Below are 17,281 nucleotides of genomic sequence, written 5' to 3'. Positions count from 1 at the left end.
CCTCATGCCTCCAATGCGCGACAGGCCGCTCGCCCTGACCATGGGCGATCCGGCAGGGATCGGCCTCGACATCAGCCTTGCCGTCTGGATGAACAGGCAGGCCTGGCAGACACCACCCTTCATCCTGATCGGCGACCCCGCGGCGCTTGCCGACCGCGCCCGTCTCCTCGGCTGCGACGTTGCGATCCGCGAAACGGATTGCACCGGGGCTGTAACCGCCTTTCGTGACGCGCTGCCGGTGCTTCCGGTCCCCTGCGCGTCCCCTGTCACGCCTGGCCAGCCGGACTCCGCCAACGCCGGCGCGATCACCGGCGCCATCGAAACGGCCGTCCGGCTGACGATGGAGGGGGCCACGTCTGCCATCGTCACCAATCCGATCGCCAAATCCGTCCTCTACGACGCTGGCTTCCAGTTCCCCGGGCATACCGAATTTCTCGCCGATATCGGGCAGCGCCTGACCGGCAAGCCGTTGCTGCCCGTGATGATGCTCGCCGGACCCAAACTGATGGCCGTTCCGGTGACGATCCACATCCCCTTGAAGGATGTGCCGGCGCAACTGACCTCCGACCTGATCTACCGGACCTGCGCGATCACCGTGAGCGACCTTCGCGACCGCTTCGGGCTCGCCTCTCCGCGTGTCGCCGTCGCGGGTCTCAACCCGCATGCCGGCGAAAACGGCGCGCTGGGTCTGGAAGACGATGCGATCATCCGCCCGGTCATCGAGCGGCTGAAATCCGAGGGCGTCGATATCACCGGCCCCCTGCCCGCCGACACGATGTTCCACGATCGCGCCCGCGCAACCTATGACGTGGCGATCTGCATGTATCATGATCAGGCGCTGATCCCTGCCAAGGCGTTCGGCTTCGACGACAGCGTCAATGTCACGCTCGGCCTGCCTTTCATTCGCACCTCGCCGGATCACGGCACGGCGTTCAGCCTGGCGGCCAAGGGCATTGCCCGCGCCGACAGCCTGCTGGCAGCACTCCGGATGGCGCAGCAACTGGCCGACAATGCCTTGCGGAGCCAAAGCTGATGGCGGCGATCGACGGACTGCCGCCGCTGCGCGATGTTATCGCCCGCCATGGCCTCGACGCCAGGAAGGCGCTCGGCCAGAATTTTCTGCTCGACCTCAACCTCACCCAGAAGATCGCCCGCACGGCCGGTCCGCTCGAAGACGCGACAGTGATCGAGGTCGGGCCCGGTCCCGGCGGTCTCACCCGTGCCATCCTGTCGCTTGGCGCCAAAAAGGTCATTGCGATCGAGCGGGATTCCCGCTGCCTGCCGGCCCTTGCCGAAATCGCCGATTTCTATCCCGGGCGCCTCGACGTGATCGAAGGCGATGCGCTGAAGACGCCGTTCGAGGAACTCGTCGCGCAAGGCCCGGTCAAGATCATTGCCAATCTGCCTTACAATGTCGGCACGCAATTGCTGGTCAACTGGCTTTTACCGAAGGCATGGCCGCCGTTCTACCAGTCGATGACGCTGATGTTCCAGCGCGAGGTCGGTCTGCGCATCGTGGCCGATGCCGACGACGACCATTACGGCCGCCTTGGCGTGCTCTGCGGCTGGCGGACGGAGGCGCGCATGGCTTTCGACGTGCCGCCGCAGGCCTTCTCGCCGCCGCCGAAGGTCACCTCGTCGGTGGTGCATCTCGAGCCGCGTGCAAACCCGATCCCCTGCTCGGCTGCGGACCTCGAAAAAGTGACGATGGCCGCCTTCGGCCAGCGCCGCAAGATGCTGCGCCAGAGCGTCAAATCGATCGGCGGGGAAGCGCTGCTCGCAAGAGCCGAAATCGATCCGAAGCGGCGGGCTGAAACGCTTTCGGTGGAAGAGTTCTGCCGGCTGGCGAATTGCCTTTGAATGCAGCCTGACAGCGAGCCTCCGGGTTCGACCCTGCCAACGTCACTACGAGTGCAGTTTTAACCTACGGATTTCATGCGCCAACTCCGGTCTCCCTCTTCTCCCCCGCGGGGAGAAGTGCTGAGGGTATGCGAGGCGATGAGGGGGCGGTTCGGCACATTCTGAGTGTTTGGCCCCCTCATCCGGCCCTCCGGGCCACCTTCTCCCCGCTGGGGAGAAGAGGGAGCGTACCGCGCGCTTACAGCTTCGGCGTTTCCGTCAAAAGCCCGTTGACGAACTCGAACAAGCCCGGGCGCCGGTCGCGGCGCAGGCGTTCCGCCTCGACGATGGCCTGGACGGAGGCAAAGGCGCTGTCGAGATCCTCGTTGACGACGATATAGTCGTATTCCAGCCAGTGCTCGATCTCGGCGCGGGAATTGGCCAGCCGCGTGGCGATGACCTCTTCGCTATCCTCGGCGCGGCGGTGCAGGCGGGATTGCAGTTCGGCCATGGTCGGCGGCAGGATGAAGATCGACACGACATCGCCGCCCATCTTTTCCTGAAGCTGCTGGGCGCCCTGCCAGTCGATATCGAACAGCATGTCCTGCCCTTGCGACATCGCAGCTTCCACGGCGTCACGCGGCGTACCGTAGAAATTGCCGTGAACCTCAGCCCATTCCAGCAGTGCATCCGTCTGGCGCAGTCCCTCGAACTCGCGGATCGACTTGAAGAAGTAGTGACGGCCCTCGATCTCGCTCGGCCGGCGCTTGCGCGTCGTGACGCTGACGGAGATGCTCATATGCGGATCGGCTTCGAGCAGGTTTCGCGCAATCGTCGACTTTCCGGCGCCCGATGGCGAGGAAATCACCAGCATGAGGCCGCGGCGCTGAATGGCTTTGGAAGATGGCGGGCTCATGGTCACTCCAGATTTTGGACCTGTTCACGGAACTGGTCGATGACGACCTTCAGTTCGATACCGGCGGCGGTGACCGTCGCGGCATTCGACTTGGAACAGATGGTATTTGATTCGCGGTTAAATTCCTGGGAAAGGAAATCGAGTTTGCGGCCGACCGGGCCGCCTTTCTTCAAAAGATCGCGGGCGGCCGTGACATGGGTGCGCAGGCGATCGATCTCCTCGCGGATATCCGCCTTGGCCGCCAGCAGCGCCACTTCGCCGTAGAGGCGGTCCTGATCGACCATCGAGCCGCCGTCCATCACCAGCGCCACCTGGCTGGCAAGTCGGATTGTGATCGACGTCACGCTGCGGGACGGGTCCGCTTCGATCTCACGGGCCAGCAGTTCGATTCTGTCGACCTGCTCGAGAAGAACCCCATAGAGCGCCGACCCTTCGCTTTCGCGCATGGATGTCATGTCGGAGAGCGCCAGCCGCAGTCCGGAAAGCAGGTCCGCATCACGCGCGGCGCGCTCGCCCTCCCGCTCCTCCGGCTCGCGGAAATCGACAATGCCGCGAATGGAAAGCAGCGTGTCGAGGCGCAGCGGAGCCGGATCGATGACGTCGCGCAACTGCTCGCGCAACGATAGGACGGCGGCCAGAGCGTTTTGATTGACGACGGTTTCGACACCGGCCTCGCTGGCGCTGACGCTGAGATTGACCTGCATATTGCCACGCGAAAAGCTCTCTGCCGCCAGCTTGCGCACCTCGGTCTCCAGATGTTCGGTGCCTGTCGGCAGCCGCAGCCTGAGATCGAGCCCCTTGCCGTTGACCGAGCGCAATTCCCATGCCCAGCGATAGCGCCCGGAGGTCCCCTCACGGCGGGCAAATCCTGTCATGGATTGCAGCGGCATCACTTTCTCCTCCGGCCCCTACAACATCCGCGCGCCAACCGGCGGGCAAAGAGGCTGCAGAACTTTGAATTGATGCATGAATGTGTACGGCTCCGGCACGGTCGACCGCAAGGGTCAAGCGCACCGGAGCCGTATCATCCACAAGCGTAATTGCAGATATCGGGCGGATTATTCCTGGGCTGGCTCTGGCTCTGCCGCTTTCGCAGCGGCGGCGGCCTTTTCAGCCTCAAGCTTGCGCCACCGCTTGACGTTGTTGTTGTGCTCGTCGAGGGTCGCGGCGAACACATGCCCACCGGTGCCATCGGCCACGAAATAGAGATCCGACGTCCGCGACGGGTTGGCGACCGCCTCAAGCGCCGCCCTGCCCGGATTGGCGATCGGCGTCGGTGGCAGGCCCTTGATCAGGTAGGTGTTGTAGGGCGTCTGCTTGTCGAGATCCGACTTCAGGATCGGCCGGTCGGCCGGCTTTCCGTCACCACCGAAGATGCCGTAGATGATCGTCGGGTCGGATTGCAGCCGCATGCCTTTTTCCAGGCGGTTGATGAAGACGGAAGCGACCCGCGAGCGCTCGTCGGCAATGCCGGTCTCCTTCTCGACGATCGACGCCAGGGTGACGAATTCCTCGCGGCTGGAGATCGGCAGGTCCGGATCGCGCCGGTCCCAGATCTGATCCACGAGGCTTTTCTGCGCCGCCGCCATCTGCGCGACGATTTCGGCGCGCTTGGTGCCACGCGAGAACTTGTAGGTATCGGGACGCAACGTGCCCTCGGCTGGCAGTTCTGCTGGAAGATTGCCTTCCAGCACGGGATCGGTGCTCAGTCTCGAAAACATCTGCTTGACCGTCAGGCCTTCAGGCAGCGACACGGAATAGAGAATGGATTTACCCGACTTCAGGAGCTGCATGATCTCCTGCATGGAAGAGCCGGCCTTGATCTCGTATTCGCCGGCCTTCAGCGTATCGTTGCCTTCCAGGTAGGCTTCCGACATGAAGCGGAAGACCCGGCCGTCGGAGACGATATTGTTGCGCTCGAGGCTGCCGGAAATTTCCTTGATGCTTGCACCGTTGCGCACGATGAAATTGCTGTTGGCCGTCAGCGGGCCCTGAGCCTCATAGGCTGTCATGGCGTAGTAGACCGTACCGGCAGCGGCAATCGTCAGGCAGACGATGACGGTCATCACGAAATTCAGAAAGATAACGACCTGGCTTTTCGCCTTGCGCGACCGCTTCGGCGGCTGCGGCACTTTTTCCGGACGAAGGGCTTCGCTCGCCGATTTCGGAATGATCGGGCCGTTGCTGCCTGCCTCGTTGCGGCCGAAAGGCGCTGGGCTATTTTCGTTTGCGTCGTTCACTGGCGTCCTGGTTCTGGAGTTCGCATCATGCACGTCTCAATCCCTGATGCGAACTCCAGAAGAGAAACAGGAAAGAGAATCATCTCAACGCGATTGTAGCGACCGTAATCCCTTGGCCTTGTGTCAGCATGTCCGGCAGACCAGCGTCGCTTCGCCAGCCTCAGTCACAATCGCCCGTATCGCACGTTTGAACTGAGCAATGCGGCAAAAGCACGATAACGGGAGGAATTATCGTGTTTAGAGACAGCGCCGCTCGACGGCAGCGCACGTCGCGGACCGCCACCCGGCAGGTCCGCCTTTTTCGGCATCAGGCATAACGGCGCAGAACGAGGGATGCGTTCGTGCCGCCGAAGCCGAAGGAATTCGACAGGGCCACATTGATCTCGCGCTTGCGCGCGACATGCGGCACCAGATCGATCTTGGTTTCGACCGAGGGATTGTCGAGATTGAGCGTCGGCGGGGCGACATTGTCGCGGATCGCCAGCGCGCAGAAGATCGCCTCCACGGCACCGGCAGCACCGAGCAGGTGGCCGATCGCCGATTTCGTCGAAGACATCGAGACCTTGCCCGCATGCTCGCCCATCACCCGCTCGACCGCGCCGAGTTCGATCGTGTCGGCCATGGTCGACGTGCCGTGGGCGTTGACGTAATCGACATCGGCAGCCGTCAGGCCGGCGCGCTTCAGCGCCATCTGCATGCAGCGATAGGCGCCGTCGCCATCTTCTGCAGGTGCCGTGATGTGGTAGGCGTCGCCGGACAGGCCGTAGCCGACGACTTCGGCATAGATCTTGGCGCCACGCGCCTTGGCATGTTCGAGTTCTTCGAGAACGACGATGCCGGCGCCCTCGCCCATGACGAAGCCGTCGCGGTCCTTGTCGTAAGGGCGCGATGCCTTGGTCGGATCGTCGTTGTGCTGTGTCGACAGTGCCTTGCAGGCGGCAAAGCCGGCAAGGGCAATGCGCGAGATCGGCGATTCCGTGCCGCCGGCCACCATCACGTCGGCATCGCCCATGGCGATGAAGCGGCTTGCGTCGCCGATGGCGTGGGCGCCGGTCGAACAGGCGGTGACGACGGAATGATTGGGGCCGCGCAGCTTGTGGCGGATCGACACCTGGCCGGAGGCAAGGTTGATCAGGCGGCCCGGAATGAAGAACGGGGAGACCCGGCGGGGGCCCCGGTCGCGCAGCGTGATGCCGCCTTCGACGATGCCTTCGAGGCCGCCGATGCCCGAGCCGATCATCACGCCGGTGGCGATCTGGTCCTCGTCGGTCTTCGGATGCCACCCGGCATCGGCAAGCGCCATGTCGGCGGCGGCCATCGCATAGATGATGAAGCTGTCGACCTTGCGCTGTTCCTTCAGCTCCATCCAGTTGTCAGGATTGAAGGTGCCATTGGTGCCATCACCGAACGGCAGGCGGCAGGCGATCTTCGCAGGCAGGTCGTCGACTTCGAATTCGGTAACCTTGCGGGCGGCATTGTCTCCGGCGATGAGCCGCGACCAAGTGAGCTCGGTTCCGCAACCCAAGGGAGATACCATGCCGGTACCGGTGATAACGACACGTCTCATAACCCGTGATCCACCCTGCCAGTTAATTCCAGAACCGGACCGGACCTCAAGCTAAAAACCGGATCCGCACATCCATTTCCGTGATGCGATATCACGTGATCTCAGGTACGGAAGCCAGCAGGCTTTCCTCGATCACGCTTGTTGCTCCCGAAACGGGGAGCCCAGTCCCGGGAAGGGACGAAAGGCGGGCCGCAATGCGCCCCGCCCGAACACCGCCTGATATCAGGCCTGTGCCTTTTCGATGAACTTGACGGCGTCGCCGACAGTCAGGATCGAATCTGCTGCATCGTCGGGGATTTCGACGCCGAACTCTTCTTCGAATGCCATGACCAGTTCGACGGTGTCGAGCGAGTCCGCGCCCAGGTCGTCGATAAAGCTTGCGCCTTCCGTAACCTTTTCGGCGTCGACGCCAAGATGATCAATAACAATTTTCTTTACGCGTTCTGCTACGTCGCTCATGTCGGATTCCTCGACCTTTGTTTTTCTCAACGATGCCGTTCTGACATCGGTACCTTATTAACGCCTGGTAGATCAAGACGATCCGCCCGGCAATTCCTTCAACCGCAAGAGGGCAATTCACGCCCGCCAAAGCCTGGCGTTTGCCGCGTATCTTCCGATCGACTGCGCACAGTCATGGCCCGCTTAACACGGTTTATGTCTGTCGCAAAGTCCGAAAATGGCCGAGCTTGGCTTGCTCAACATGCAATTCCCGGTATTTGCACCCCATGTCCGGCATTCGACGGAAATCGTGGGCGTACAGGCCTTTGCCCGGCCCCGACCCACGATCAGATCATCGCCATGCCGCCGTTGACATGGATGGTCTGACCGGTGACGTAACCGGCCTCGTTGGACGCCAGATAGGCAACCGCGGAAGCGACTTCGCCGCCCGTTCCCATCCGCTTCATCGGGATGGCGCCCATGATGGCGTCCTTCTGCTTGTCGTTGAGCTTGCCGGTCATGGCGCTTTCGATGAAGCCCGGCGCGACGCAGTTGACCGTGACGTTGCGCGTGGCGATCTCCTGGGCGAGCGACTTGGAAAAGCCGATCATGCCGGCCTTCGAGGCGCAATAGTTGGCCTGGCCCGGATTGCCGGTGACGCCGACGATCGAGGTGATGTTGATGATGCGGCCATGGCGGCGGCGCATCATCGGATGGGTCAGCTCGCGGGTCAGCCGGAAAACCGAGGTGAGATTGACTTCCAGAACCGCGTCCCAGTCCTCGTCGCTCATGCGCACGAACAGGCCGTCCTTGGTGATCCCGGCATTGTTGACGAGGATATCGACGCCGCCGAGTTCGCTTTCAGCCTTTTCGCCGAGCGCCTTGACGGCGGCACGATCGGCCAGGTTTGCCGGGAACAGATGGACGCGCTCGCCGAGCGCATTGCCAAGCTCTTCGAGCTTTTCGACGCGGGTGCCGTGCAGGCCGACGGTGGCGCCCTGGGCATGCAGGATGCGGGCGATCTCTTCGCCGATGCCGCCGGATGCGCCGGTAACGAGAGCCTTGCGGCCAGACAGATCGAACATGGTTTTGATCCTTATAGGTTTCAGCTCAATAGATTTCGGCTCAGGCGAGCAGAGTTTGAAGCGCCGTCTCGATATCGGCGGGAGAATTGACGGCGATACCCGTCACTGTCTTGTCGATGCGGCGCGCAAGACCGGTCAGCACCTTGCCGGAGCCGATCTCGTACAGCGTCGTCACATCGTTTGCGGCAAACCATTCGACGGTCTCGCGCCAGCGGACCTGGCCGGTGACCTGTTCGACCAGCAGGCCGGCGATCTCGTTTGCATCGCTCACCGGAGCCGCGCGTACATTGGCGATCAGCGGCACGACCGGATTGCTCTTCGCAACAGTCGAAAGCGCCTCCCGCATGGCGTCGGCTGCCGGCGCCATCAGCGTCGAATGGAAGGGAGCCGAGACCGGCAAAAGGATGGCGCGCTTGGCGCCCTTCTCCGTTGCCAAAGCCGCAGCCTTCTCGACCGCCGCTTTTTCGCCGGATATCACCAGCTGGCCGCCGCCATTGTCGTTGGCGATCTGGCAGGAGCCGACCTCGCCGACACCATCGCAGATGGACTGCACATCGCCATGCTCCAGCCCGATGATCGCCGCCATCGCGCCCTTGCCGACCGGAACCGCCGCCTGCATGGCATTGCCGCGGATGCGCAGCAGCCGCGCCGTATCGGCCAGCGAAAACGTGCCGGCGGCACAGAGCGCCGAATATTCGCCGAGCGAATGGCCGGCCACGTAGGCAACCTTCGATTTCAGGTCGAGCCCCCTGGCCTCCAGCACCCGGAGTGCCGCGATCGATACCGCCATCAGCGCCGGCTGGGCGTTGGCCGTCAGCGTCAGCGTTTCCTCCGGGCCATTCCACATGATGTCGGAGAGCTTTTCGCCGAGCGCCTCGTCGACCTCGGCAAAGACGCTTGCTGCCTCCGGAAAGGCGTCGGCCAGATCCTTGCCCATGCCGAGCGCCTGGCTGCCCTGTCCTGGAAATGTGAATGCGATTGCCATGAGGTCCGTCCTCGTCCTGCGCGCGCCGCGCCGTTTCATTCCAACCCATTGCCGGCAAACATAAGGCATTAACCGGCTTTTTCCTCTCCATTCACATTCCTTGAGGCGGAGTCAAGCTTTGCGCGGCCGAAGCCCCGCCTGTGCACGGCATTCGCTTTTCTCTTGCGCCGCAGCAAACAGCCACTACATTCGCCGCCGAACGAAGATCGAGGCACCTCCCATGCGCTACAACACACTCGGCCGCACCGGCATCAAGGTTTCGCACATCTGCCTGGGCACCATGACCTGGGGCACCCAGAACAGCGAGGCGGAAGCCCATCAACAGATGGACTATGCCGTAGACCAGGGCATCAACTTCTTCGATACCGCCGAGCTCTACCCCGTCACGCCCGCCGGCCCCGAAACCATGGGGCTCACTGAAGACTATATCGGCACCTGGCTGAAGAAGAGCGGCAAGCGGAGCGACATCGTCGTCGCCACCAAGGTCGCCGGCCCCGGCCGCCCCTATATCCGCAATGGCACGCCTGCCGGCCCGAAAACCATGCGCGAGGCGCTGGAGATCAGCCTGAAGCGGCTGCAGACCGATCATATCGATCTCTACCAGATGCACTGGCCGAACCGCGGCCATTATCATTTCCGCCAGGCCTGGACCTACGATCCCTCGCATCAGGATACGCCGGCGACGCTCGAAGACCTGCACGCCATCCTCGAAACGCTCGGCGCCTTCGTCAAGGAAGGCAAGGTCCGCGCCATCGGCCTGTCGAACGAGACCGCCTGGGGCACGATGAAGCTGCTCGATCTCGCCGAAAAACACGGCCTGCCGCGCATCGCCTCGCTGCAAAACGAATACAACTTCCTCTACCGCAGCTTCGACCTTGATCTTTCCGAAGTCAGCCACCACGAGAATGTCGGCCTGCTCGCCTATTCGCCGCTCGCCGCCGGCCTGATGACCGGCAAATACCTGAACGGCGCCCGTCCCGAAGGCTCCCGCCTCTCGATCAACGGCGACCTCGGCGGCCGCTACACCGAGTTCCAGAACGCCGCCGTCGCCGCCTACGCCGAACTCGCCAAGACCCACAACCTCAACCTCGCCCAGATGCAGCTCGCCTTCAGCCTCACCCGCCCCTTCATGACTTCGGTGATCATCGGCGCGACCAGCATGGACCAGCTGAAGACGGATATCGGGGCGAAGGATGTGGTTCTGTCAGCCGAGGTGATGCAGGGGATCGCACGGCTGCACCGGGAGTTTCCGGCGCCGATTTGAGGGAGTGGGGGTGGGGTGCGCCACAAGCGGTCATCTACGAGCCTGAAGAATGTAGTCTGGCGCATGAGCCGTACGGCATCGCGACAACCGCTGCGGAAACTCGCCCAAAAAAATTGATCACATTTCCGAAGTCGTATCCCTGACATCGTTCGAAAGCGGCTCTGTCGAAGCAATCTCTTTCGAAGCATAGAGGATACCCCGATATGCCGTTGGAGAGCTGCCCTTGATGCGTTTGAATGCATTGCTGAAAGCGCTCTCGGACGTATAGCCAAGCGATCGGGCGACGACCGCTACAGGTGTCTTCTCATTTCGCAGTGCGCGCTCAGCAAGGTGCATACGCCACTCGGCCAGATAGGTCAGCGGGGCGACACCTGCGACAGTCCTAAAGTGGAACGCGAACGATGTCCGCGACATGGCGCATGCTTTAGCGAGTTCCTCCAGATGCCAGGACCGAGCAGGGTCGCCATGCATCAGGCGGAGTGCGGGCGCGATCCTTGGGTCGGCAAGCGCCCGTAGCCAGCCGGCGGGCATGCGGCTAGCCGTGTCGATGTATGAGCGAAGGATTTGGATGAAGAGCAGTTGTGTCAACTGTGCCGCTGCAAGCCGAGCACCCGGCTGATCTTCGTCTCTTTCGTCTATCAACCGGTCGAGAAGCCATCGGAATACCACCGCATGAGACGATGCCGCCCGCGCATGAATCCATTGGGGCAATATATCTGCGAACAACCTGCCTCGGATCGGGTCGAGAAGAACATGTCCGCCGATATGCGCGAAGTCGTTGCCGTCGCCGATTGTCGCCATCGTCCGGCCCGCGCCGGAGAACAGTTCCATCGCCCCGACGGGCTCGACACTCGGATCGCTGGAAAGGACGAAACCTCGCGGAACAGACAACAGTCCGATGTCGCCGGTTTCGAACAGCGCGGGCTCCGGCTCTCCATCGAGACTGACCCAGCAACGTCCCTTCACGACTGCGAAAAACTTGATCTTTTCGCGTGCCGGGAAACGGATTGCCCACGGACCGCCGGCGGTGAAACCACCTGTAACGACGGCCTCTGCGTTTGTGAGTGTGAGTACGTCAGAGAAGGGGTCAACTTGCATTCTCGTACTATCGCGCAAGCAAACCGTACTTTCAAGCATTCACCGTGCGAAAATCTCATCCTACCTTCAAGGCACCCACCAGCCGCTATCAATGCGGCATGAATTCAATATCTCTGAGGTATGACATGACCAATGACCTTGTACTTGTAACCGGCGGCACCGGATTCATTGCGCAATATTGCATGCTGGCGCTGCTGAAAGCAGGCTATCGGGTGCGCACGACAGTTCGTTCCCTCGAGCGGCAAGCCGAGGTGCGGGATTACCTCAAGGTGGGTGGCGTGGATGCCGGCGATCGTCTTTCGTTCGTCGTTACCAATCTCACCGACGATCTCGGATGGCCGGACGCTGTCGCGGAGTGCGCTTATGTCATGCACGGTGCTTCCCCGACCCCGTCCGGCGACCAGACCCGCGCGGAAGACTGGATAGAGCCTGCCGTAAATGGAAACCTCAGAGTGCTGCGGGCGGCTCGTGACGCCGGGGTCAGGCGTGTCGTGCTGACGTCGGCTTTCGGCGCGATCGGGGTTGGACATAAGCCCGATTATCGCAGGCCGTTCGATGAAACCGACTGGAGCGACCTGAACGACAATGTTGCACCCTACCAGAAGTCGAAAACCCTCTCGGAACGTGCCGCCTGGGACTTCATCGCTCGGGAAGGCAGAGGGCTGGAACTCACGGCAATCAACCCTGTTGCCGTCTATGGACCTGTTCTGGGGGCAGACTATTCCCATTCCATCAGGTTGATCACCAATATGCTCAACGGACAGCCGGGATGCCTGAATGTCAATTCCTGCTGCGTGGACGTGCGGGACGTTGCAGACCTGCATCTTCGCGCCATGACCGACCCCGCCGCCAAGGGCGAACGGTTTCTTGCCACAGTCGGCGAGAGCATGTGGATGATCGAAGTTGCGGAACTGCTGCGGCACCGTTTCGGCGAGAAGGCCGGAAAAGTGCCAACGGAGGTATGGTCTGACGAGCAGGTACGGATCGCCGGCGAAACGAACCCACAGCTGAAGGGGGTCGTGCCGCTGCTGAACTACGATATGAATGCGACAGGCAGGAAAGCCGAGCGCCTGTTGGGTTGGTCTCCCCGGTCGAGGGAAGAGGCAATTGCCGCCGCCGCCGAGAGCTTGATACGGCTTGGCCTGCTCGACGTTTAGGTGGGAGCGAGTAAGGACCGACGCTGACGTCCGCTTTGGCCGAAAGCTGTCCTCCCCCCAAAAATCATCCCCGTTCATCCCCGCCCTTTTGTTCCATGCCATCATGACTTCGTTCCGCCGAGGATACACCGGTTTGCGTTGCCGGCGAGGCGGGGCCGGTGCCCGGACGGTTTGGCGAAACGCGCGTCAGATCCCCGGGGCTGCGTGAAAGGCGGTTCTCCTCCGGTTCGTGAAAGCGGGCCGGGCGTGCCGGGTAGCCACACCACGGGCGGGTAACACCGCCGGACGGTTCTGCCGTCCAAGGGTCCAGGGCTAAACCCCGCCTTATTGAAAGGCCTGGCGGATAAGCGGCCGGGCCGGGGCATTGGAGGCTTTTTCCTTCACAAGAGGCAAAAGCGTAGAAGAACCTGAGAAGCGCGGCAAAAGACACTGAAACGGGGCACGGCGTGTGTCACCTACTTTACCTACTCTGAGGCATACGTTGTGCCCCGGCCGACTTGCTCTTTGAAAACCACGGCGAATTTTTCGCGCGTGGACGGATTGCGTGGGGGAGCGGCAAACGCCGAACTGCTCCCTCCCCCTTGTGGGGAGGGTTGGGGAGGGGCAAGGCTGCGAACGCGGAGCAAAAGAACCCCTCCCGGCCCGCTGGGCCACCCTTCCCACAAGGGGGAGGGAAAGAAGGGCCGCCCCCAAATTTCCCCCCACCCCTTGCCTTCTCACCGAAAATGCGTATAAGCGCGCTGTTCGCAACACCCGGTCTTCTGGCTGGTGGCTGAACGGAGGGCCGGTTTCCCATAAGAAGCCTGTCAGGACCTAAAGGGGTCCAGCCTCCCGTGTCTCCGCTCTCGACCGTCTCGAAACAACACTTTCTTGCCGGCTGCTTGCAGCCACTGGAACAGTCGTTGAGGCTTAGCCGCTAGGGCCCGGGTGACGATTAACGCAAGAAAGGCAAAGCCTCATGGCTCTTTATGAACATGTATTCCTTGCCCGGCAGGATATTTCCGCACAGCAGGTCGACGCTCTCGTCGAACAGTACAAGGGTGTACTGGAAGCTAACGGCGGAAAAGTCGGGCGCGTCGAAAACTGGGGCCTCAAGTCCCTGACGTACCGCATCAACAAGAACCGCAAGGCTCACTACGTCCTGATGGACATCGATGCTCCGGCACCGGCCGTTCACGAGATCGAGCGCCAGATGCGCATCAACGAAGACATTCTTCGCTACATGACCATCGCTGTTGAAAAGCATGAAGACGGCCCGTCCGCCATGATGCAGAAGCGCGACCGTGATGACCGTCCGCGCCGCGATGGCGACCGTCCGGACCGTGGTGGCTTCGGCGACCGTGGCCCGCGTCCGCCGCGTGAAGGTGGCTTCGGCGACCGTGAAGACCGTCCGCGCCGTCCGCGCGAAGACCGGGCATAAGGAGAAAAGATTATGGCTGATACACTGTCTGCTCCCGCACGCCGCCCGTTCCACCGTCGTCGCAAGACCTGCCCCTTCTCCGGCGCCAACGCTCCGAAGATCGACTACAAGGACGTCCGTCTGCTGCAGCGCTACATTTCCGAGCGCGGCAAGATCGTTCCGTCCCGCATCACGGCAGTTTCCCAGAAGAAGCAGCGCGAACTGGCCCAGGCCATCAAGCGCGCCCGCTTCCTCGGCCTCCTGCCCTACGTCATGTCCTAATTGCATGTCCCCTTGGAGCCCGCTCCAAGGAAAGGCATATGCAATATGGAATGCATGACTCCGCGCAGGTCTCCTGACTCTGCGTAGGCTGACTCGAGGTGAGGCGAACCGCTCCGGCATCGCCTCACCTTCTCCCTTCCGCGTTGGGCGCGGATCGGAAACACCGGCGCAAGGCTTGCGCTAAAACCCATGTTGGGGCTTGGTTCCTCTCTCAGGAAACGCCTCTAACTGCTTGAAAAGCAGGACAGCGACCGTGAAGAATTTGGACAAGACATCGCTGTTGACCGGCGCTCTCGCCGGCGTGACCGCCGCCCTGCTTTCGCTGGGCGCGAACACGCAGTCGTCGCTGGCGATCGTGCTTTACGCCGCCTCCGCCCTGCCGATCCTGATCGCCGGCCTCGGCTGGGGCAATGCGGCAGCCATCGTCGCCGTCGTCGTCGCCGGCCTCACGGGTGCTGTGATCGTTTCGCCGTATTTCGCGCTGCTGATTGCCGTCATCACCCTCATTCCCGCCGCCTGGCTCAGCCACCTCGCCAACCTCGCGCGGCCGGCATCCGAACTCGGCGGCCCCGAAGGTGCCTTGGCCTGGTATCCGCTGTCTGACATCCTCACCCATCTCGCCGTGCTCGTCACCATCGGCATGATCGTCGTCGGCACCATCATCGGCTATGACGGCTCGATGTCCGACCAGATGATCGACCTGGTGATGTCGGCGCTGAAGGAACAGGAACCGCTCTACAATCCGGATGCCGCGTCCATCGCCCAGATCAAGTCGATCTTCGGCGTAGCCCTGCCCATGGTGCAGGGCGCGATCTGGGTGCTGATGCTGTTTGCCATGTATTACATCGCCACCCGCATCGTCCAGACGTCGGGCAAGAGCCTGCGGCCGCGCGAGGACATGCCCTCGACGCTGCGCATGCACCGCTTCGCGATCTTCGCCTTCCTCGGCGGTCTGGTGCTGGCCTTCATGGGCGGCGTTCCGGCCATCATCGGCGCGCTCGTCTGCGGCACCTTCGGCGCAGGCTTCCTGCTTGCCGGCTTCGCCGTCTTCCATTTCCGCACACGCGGCAAGTCCTGGCGGCTTCCGGTGCTGTGGCTTGGCTATCTGTCGGTCGTGATCTTCACGATCCCGGCATTCTTCTTTCTCCTGACGGGTCTGATGGACACGCGGCGCGCCATCGCGCTGTCGCCGGCAGGGAAAACGACTGAGACTGAAACAAAAGACCTCTGAACAGACACCTGAAAGGATCAAACCAATGCAAGTCATTCTTCTCGAACGCGTTGCCAAGCTCGGCCAGATGGGCGAAACCGTCAAGGTTCGCGACGGCTTTGCCCGCAACTACCTGCTGCCGCTCGGCAAGGCGCTGCGCGCCAACGAAGCCAACAAGAAGCGTTTCGAAGCCGAGCGCGCAACGCTCGAAGCCCGCAACCTCGAGCGCAAGTCAGAAGCCCAGACCGTTGCCGAAACCCTCGGCGGCAAGTCCTTCATCGTCGTCCGTTCGGCCGGCGAAACCGGCCAGCTCTACGGTTCGGTCGCTGCCCGCGACATCGTTGACGTTCTCGGCGCTGAAGGCTTCAACATCGGCCGCAACCAGGTCGACCTCAACAACCCGATCAAGACCATCGGCCTGCACGACGTCGTCCTGCACCTGCATGCCGAAGTCGAAATCAAGATCCAGATCAACGTTGCCCGTTCGGCCGATGAAGCAGAACGCCAGCAGAAGGGCGAAAGCCTCACCTCCGCCGACGCCATCTACGGTGTTGACGAAGATGCCCTGAAGCCGGAAGACTTCTTCAACCCGGAAGCTGAATTCGACGGCGACGACGAATAAGCCTCGACCGAAACGGGCGCCTATAAAGCGCCCGCCTGGTCATCGACCGATGAAACGAAAGGCCCGCGATCTCCATCGCGGGCCTTTCGCATTTCGAAGGCGGACGGTTACTTCGCCGGCTGCGGCTCGGTCGCCTTGTCGATCCGCACTTCCACCGACATGCCCGGCGCCAACTGGACGGCCAGCGGCTGATCCGGATCGATCGAGACCCGGACGCCGACCCGCTGGGCGACCTTGGTGAAGTTGCCGGTGGCGTTGTCGGCCCGGATGACGCTGAACTCGGAGCCGGCTGCCGGCGAGAAACGCTCGACATGGCCGTTGAGCTGCGCCTTTCTCAGCGCATCGACGGTGAAGACGACCGGTTGGCCGATCTTCATGCCGTCGAGTTGGGTTTCCTTGAAATTGGCGATGATCCAGACGTCCTTCGGCACGACGGCCATCAGCTGCGTGCCGGCCGTCACATATTGCCCGAGCCGCGCGCCCACCTCGCCGAGCGTTCCGTCCTGCGGCGCCGTGATCGTCGTGTTGTCGAGATCGATCTGCGCCAGCTGCACCGCCGCCTCGGCGCTGCGGACACCGGCCTCAAGGCCGGCGCGCGAACCGATGGTGGTGGCGAGGTTCTGGCGGGACACCTCGATCGTCGCCGTCGCCTGATCGACGCCGGCCTTTGCCTGTTCCAGCGTTGCCCGCGCAGTATCGACGTCGCTGGATGTGGCGATGCCCTTTTCGGCCAGAGGCTGGACGCGATCCCAGGCCTGCTGGGCGCGGGTCAGCGTGGCAACCGCGCTGGCGCGCTGGGCCTCGCTGGCGGCGATACTCGCCTTCGCCGAAAGTTCCTGCTGATAGGAATTGGACAGTGATGCCTTCTGCGTATCCAGCGTGCCCTGCGCCTGCGCCAGCTTCTGGGCATAGATCCGGTCGTCGATCTTCAGGAGAACCTGCCCTGCCCTGACCGCTTCATAATCCTTGACGGGAACCGCGGCGACATAACCGGACAGCTGCGGGCTGACGATCGTGACATAACCGCGGACATAGGCATTGTCGGTCATCTCGACAGTCGTGGCGAACGGCGGCAGGCGCCAGGCGTAGAGAACCAGCATCAAGCCAACAAGGCCGGCCAGAAGCGTCAGGATGGTGGCAGGGGAACGAAGTGTCTTCAACATGGCATGAACTCTGGAC

Annotated in this window: 17 protein-coding genes; 8 read left to right on the top strand and 9 right to left on the bottom strand. The window is 62.3% G+C overall.

All coding sequences use genetic code 11. The features are described from left to right. The first annotated feature begins 4 nt into the window (after positions 1-4). Positions 5-1,033, top strand: a complete 1,029-nt coding sequence (pdxA, locus tag J2Z75_RS21080; RefSeq protein ID WP_209854753.1) for a 4-hydroxythreonine-4-phosphate dehydrogenase PdxA — start codon at positions 5-7, stop codon at positions 1,031-1,033. Next, positions 1,033-1,860: a 16S rRNA (adenine(1518)-N(6)/adenine(1519)-N(6))-dimethyltransferase RsmA gene (gene rsmA, locus J2Z75_RS21075; protein WP_209854752.1), complete on the top strand. Its 828-nt coding sequence runs from the start codon at positions 1,033-1,035 to the stop codon at positions 1,858-1,860. The genes pdxA and rsmA overlap by 1 nt, the downstream gene beginning before the upstream one ends. A gap of 238 nt (positions 1,861-2,098) precedes the next feature. On the opposite strand, the gene gmk is transcribed toward rsmA, so the two are convergent. The 7 genes from gmk to fabD form a co-directional block, all read right to left on the bottom strand. After that, positions 2,099-2,755 carry a guanylate kinase gene (gene gmk, locus J2Z75_RS21070; protein ID WP_209854751.1) on the bottom strand — a complete coding sequence of 219 codons (657 nt, stop codon included), beginning with the start codon at positions 2,753-2,755 and terminating at the stop codon, positions 2,099-2,101. A 2-nt stretch (positions 2,756-2,757) separates the two neighbouring features. After that, the gene (locus J2Z75_RS21065) at positions 2,758-3,645 is read right to left on the bottom strand and encodes a YicC/YloC family endoribonuclease (RefSeq protein WP_209854750.1); all 888 of its coding nucleotides are present in this window, start codon (positions 3,643-3,645) and stop codon (positions 2,758-2,760) included. 168 nt (positions 3,646-3,813) lie between these two features. Further along, positions 3,814-4,995, bottom strand: coding sequence for an endolytic transglycosylase MltG (mltG, locus tag J2Z75_RS21060; RefSeq protein ID WP_209854749.1), 1,182 nt, complete (start codon positions 4,993-4,995; stop codon positions 3,814-3,816). 307 nt (positions 4,996-5,302) lie between these two features. Next, complete coding sequence (gene fabF, locus J2Z75_RS21055) at positions 5,303-6,562, bottom strand: beta-ketoacyl-ACP synthase II (RefSeq protein ID WP_209854748.1); 1,260 nt, start codon at positions 6,560-6,562, stop codon at positions 5,303-5,305. A 222-nt stretch (positions 6,563-6,784) separates the two neighbouring features. After that, complete coding sequence (locus J2Z75_RS21050; RefSeq protein WP_056332049.1) at positions 6,785-7,021, bottom strand: acyl carrier protein; 237 nt, start codon at positions 7,019-7,021, stop codon at positions 6,785-6,787. Positions 7,022-7,347: 326 nt separating this feature from the next. Continuing rightward, positions 7,348-8,085 carry a 3-oxoacyl-[acyl-carrier-protein] reductase gene (gene fabG, locus J2Z75_RS21045; protein WP_209854747.1) on the bottom strand — a complete coding sequence of 246 codons (738 nt, stop codon included), beginning with the start codon at positions 8,083-8,085 and terminating at the stop codon, positions 7,348-7,350. Positions 8,086-8,125: 40 nt separating this feature from the next. Next, a complete protein-coding gene (gene fabD / locus J2Z75_RS21040) occupies positions 8,126-9,070 on the bottom strand; it encodes an ACP S-malonyltransferase (protein WP_209854746.1) in 945 nt (314 codons plus the stop codon). A 220-nt stretch (positions 9,071-9,290) separates the two neighbouring features. On the opposite strand from fabD, the gene J2Z75_RS21035 reads away from it, so the two are divergent. Beyond that, a complete protein-coding gene (locus J2Z75_RS21035) occupies positions 9,291-10,334 on the top strand; it encodes an aldo/keto reductase (protein ID WP_209854745.1) in 1,044 nt (347 codons plus the stop codon). Positions 10,335-10,451: 117 nt separating this feature from the next. On the opposite strand, the gene J2Z75_RS21030 is transcribed toward J2Z75_RS21035, so the two are convergent. Continuing rightward, positions 10,452-11,432: an AraC family transcriptional regulator gene (locus J2Z75_RS21030; protein WP_209854947.1), complete on the bottom strand. Its 981-nt coding sequence runs from the start codon at positions 11,430-11,432 to the stop codon at positions 10,452-10,454. Positions 11,433-11,557: 125 nt separating this feature from the next. On the opposite strand from J2Z75_RS21030, the gene J2Z75_RS21025 reads away from it, so the two are divergent. From J2Z75_RS21025 to rplI, 5 genes are all read left to right on the top strand, one after another. Then, positions 11,558-12,589 (top strand): SDR family oxidoreductase, encoded by a 1,032-nt coding sequence (locus J2Z75_RS21025; RefSeq protein ID WP_209854744.1) that lies wholly within the window; start codon positions 11,558-11,560, stop codon positions 12,587-12,589. 958 nt (positions 12,590-13,547) lie between these two features. After that, positions 13,548-14,009 (top strand): 30S ribosomal protein S6, encoded by a 462-nt coding sequence (gene rpsF / locus J2Z75_RS21020; RefSeq protein WP_209854743.1) that lies wholly within the window; start codon positions 13,548-13,550, stop codon positions 14,007-14,009. Between the two features lie 12 nt (positions 14,010-14,021). Next, positions 14,022-14,270 (top strand): 30S ribosomal protein S18, encoded by a 249-nt coding sequence (gene rpsR, locus J2Z75_RS21015; RefSeq protein ID WP_071831198.1) that lies wholly within the window; start codon positions 14,022-14,024, stop codon positions 14,268-14,270. A gap of 253 nt (positions 14,271-14,523) precedes the next feature. Beyond that, positions 14,524-15,501: a DUF2232 domain-containing protein gene (locus J2Z75_RS21010; RefSeq protein ID WP_209854742.1), complete on the top strand. Its 978-nt coding sequence runs from the start codon at positions 14,524-14,526 to the stop codon at positions 15,499-15,501. A gap of 25 nt (positions 15,502-15,526) precedes the next feature. Further along, positions 15,527-16,102: a 50S ribosomal protein L9 gene (gene rplI, locus J2Z75_RS21005; RefSeq protein WP_209854741.1), complete on the top strand. Its 576-nt coding sequence runs from the start codon at positions 15,527-15,529 to the stop codon at positions 16,100-16,102. A 107-nt stretch (positions 16,103-16,209) separates the two neighbouring features. Here rplI and J2Z75_RS21000 read toward each other — a convergent pair whose 3' ends face one another. After that, positions 16,210-17,265 (bottom strand): HlyD family secretion protein, encoded by a 1,056-nt coding sequence (locus J2Z75_RS21000; protein ID WP_209854740.1) that lies wholly within the window; start codon positions 17,263-17,265, stop codon positions 16,210-16,212. Between the last annotated feature and the right edge of the window lie 16 nt (positions 17,266-17,281).

Origin of the sequence: Rhizobium herbae, from assembly GCF_017873135.1 — a bacterium.
GTDB lineage: Bacteria > Pseudomonadota > Alphaproteobacteria > Rhizobiales > Rhizobiaceae > Pararhizobium > Pararhizobium herbae.
This window is presented reverse-complemented; position numbering and strand designations above follow the sequence as displayed.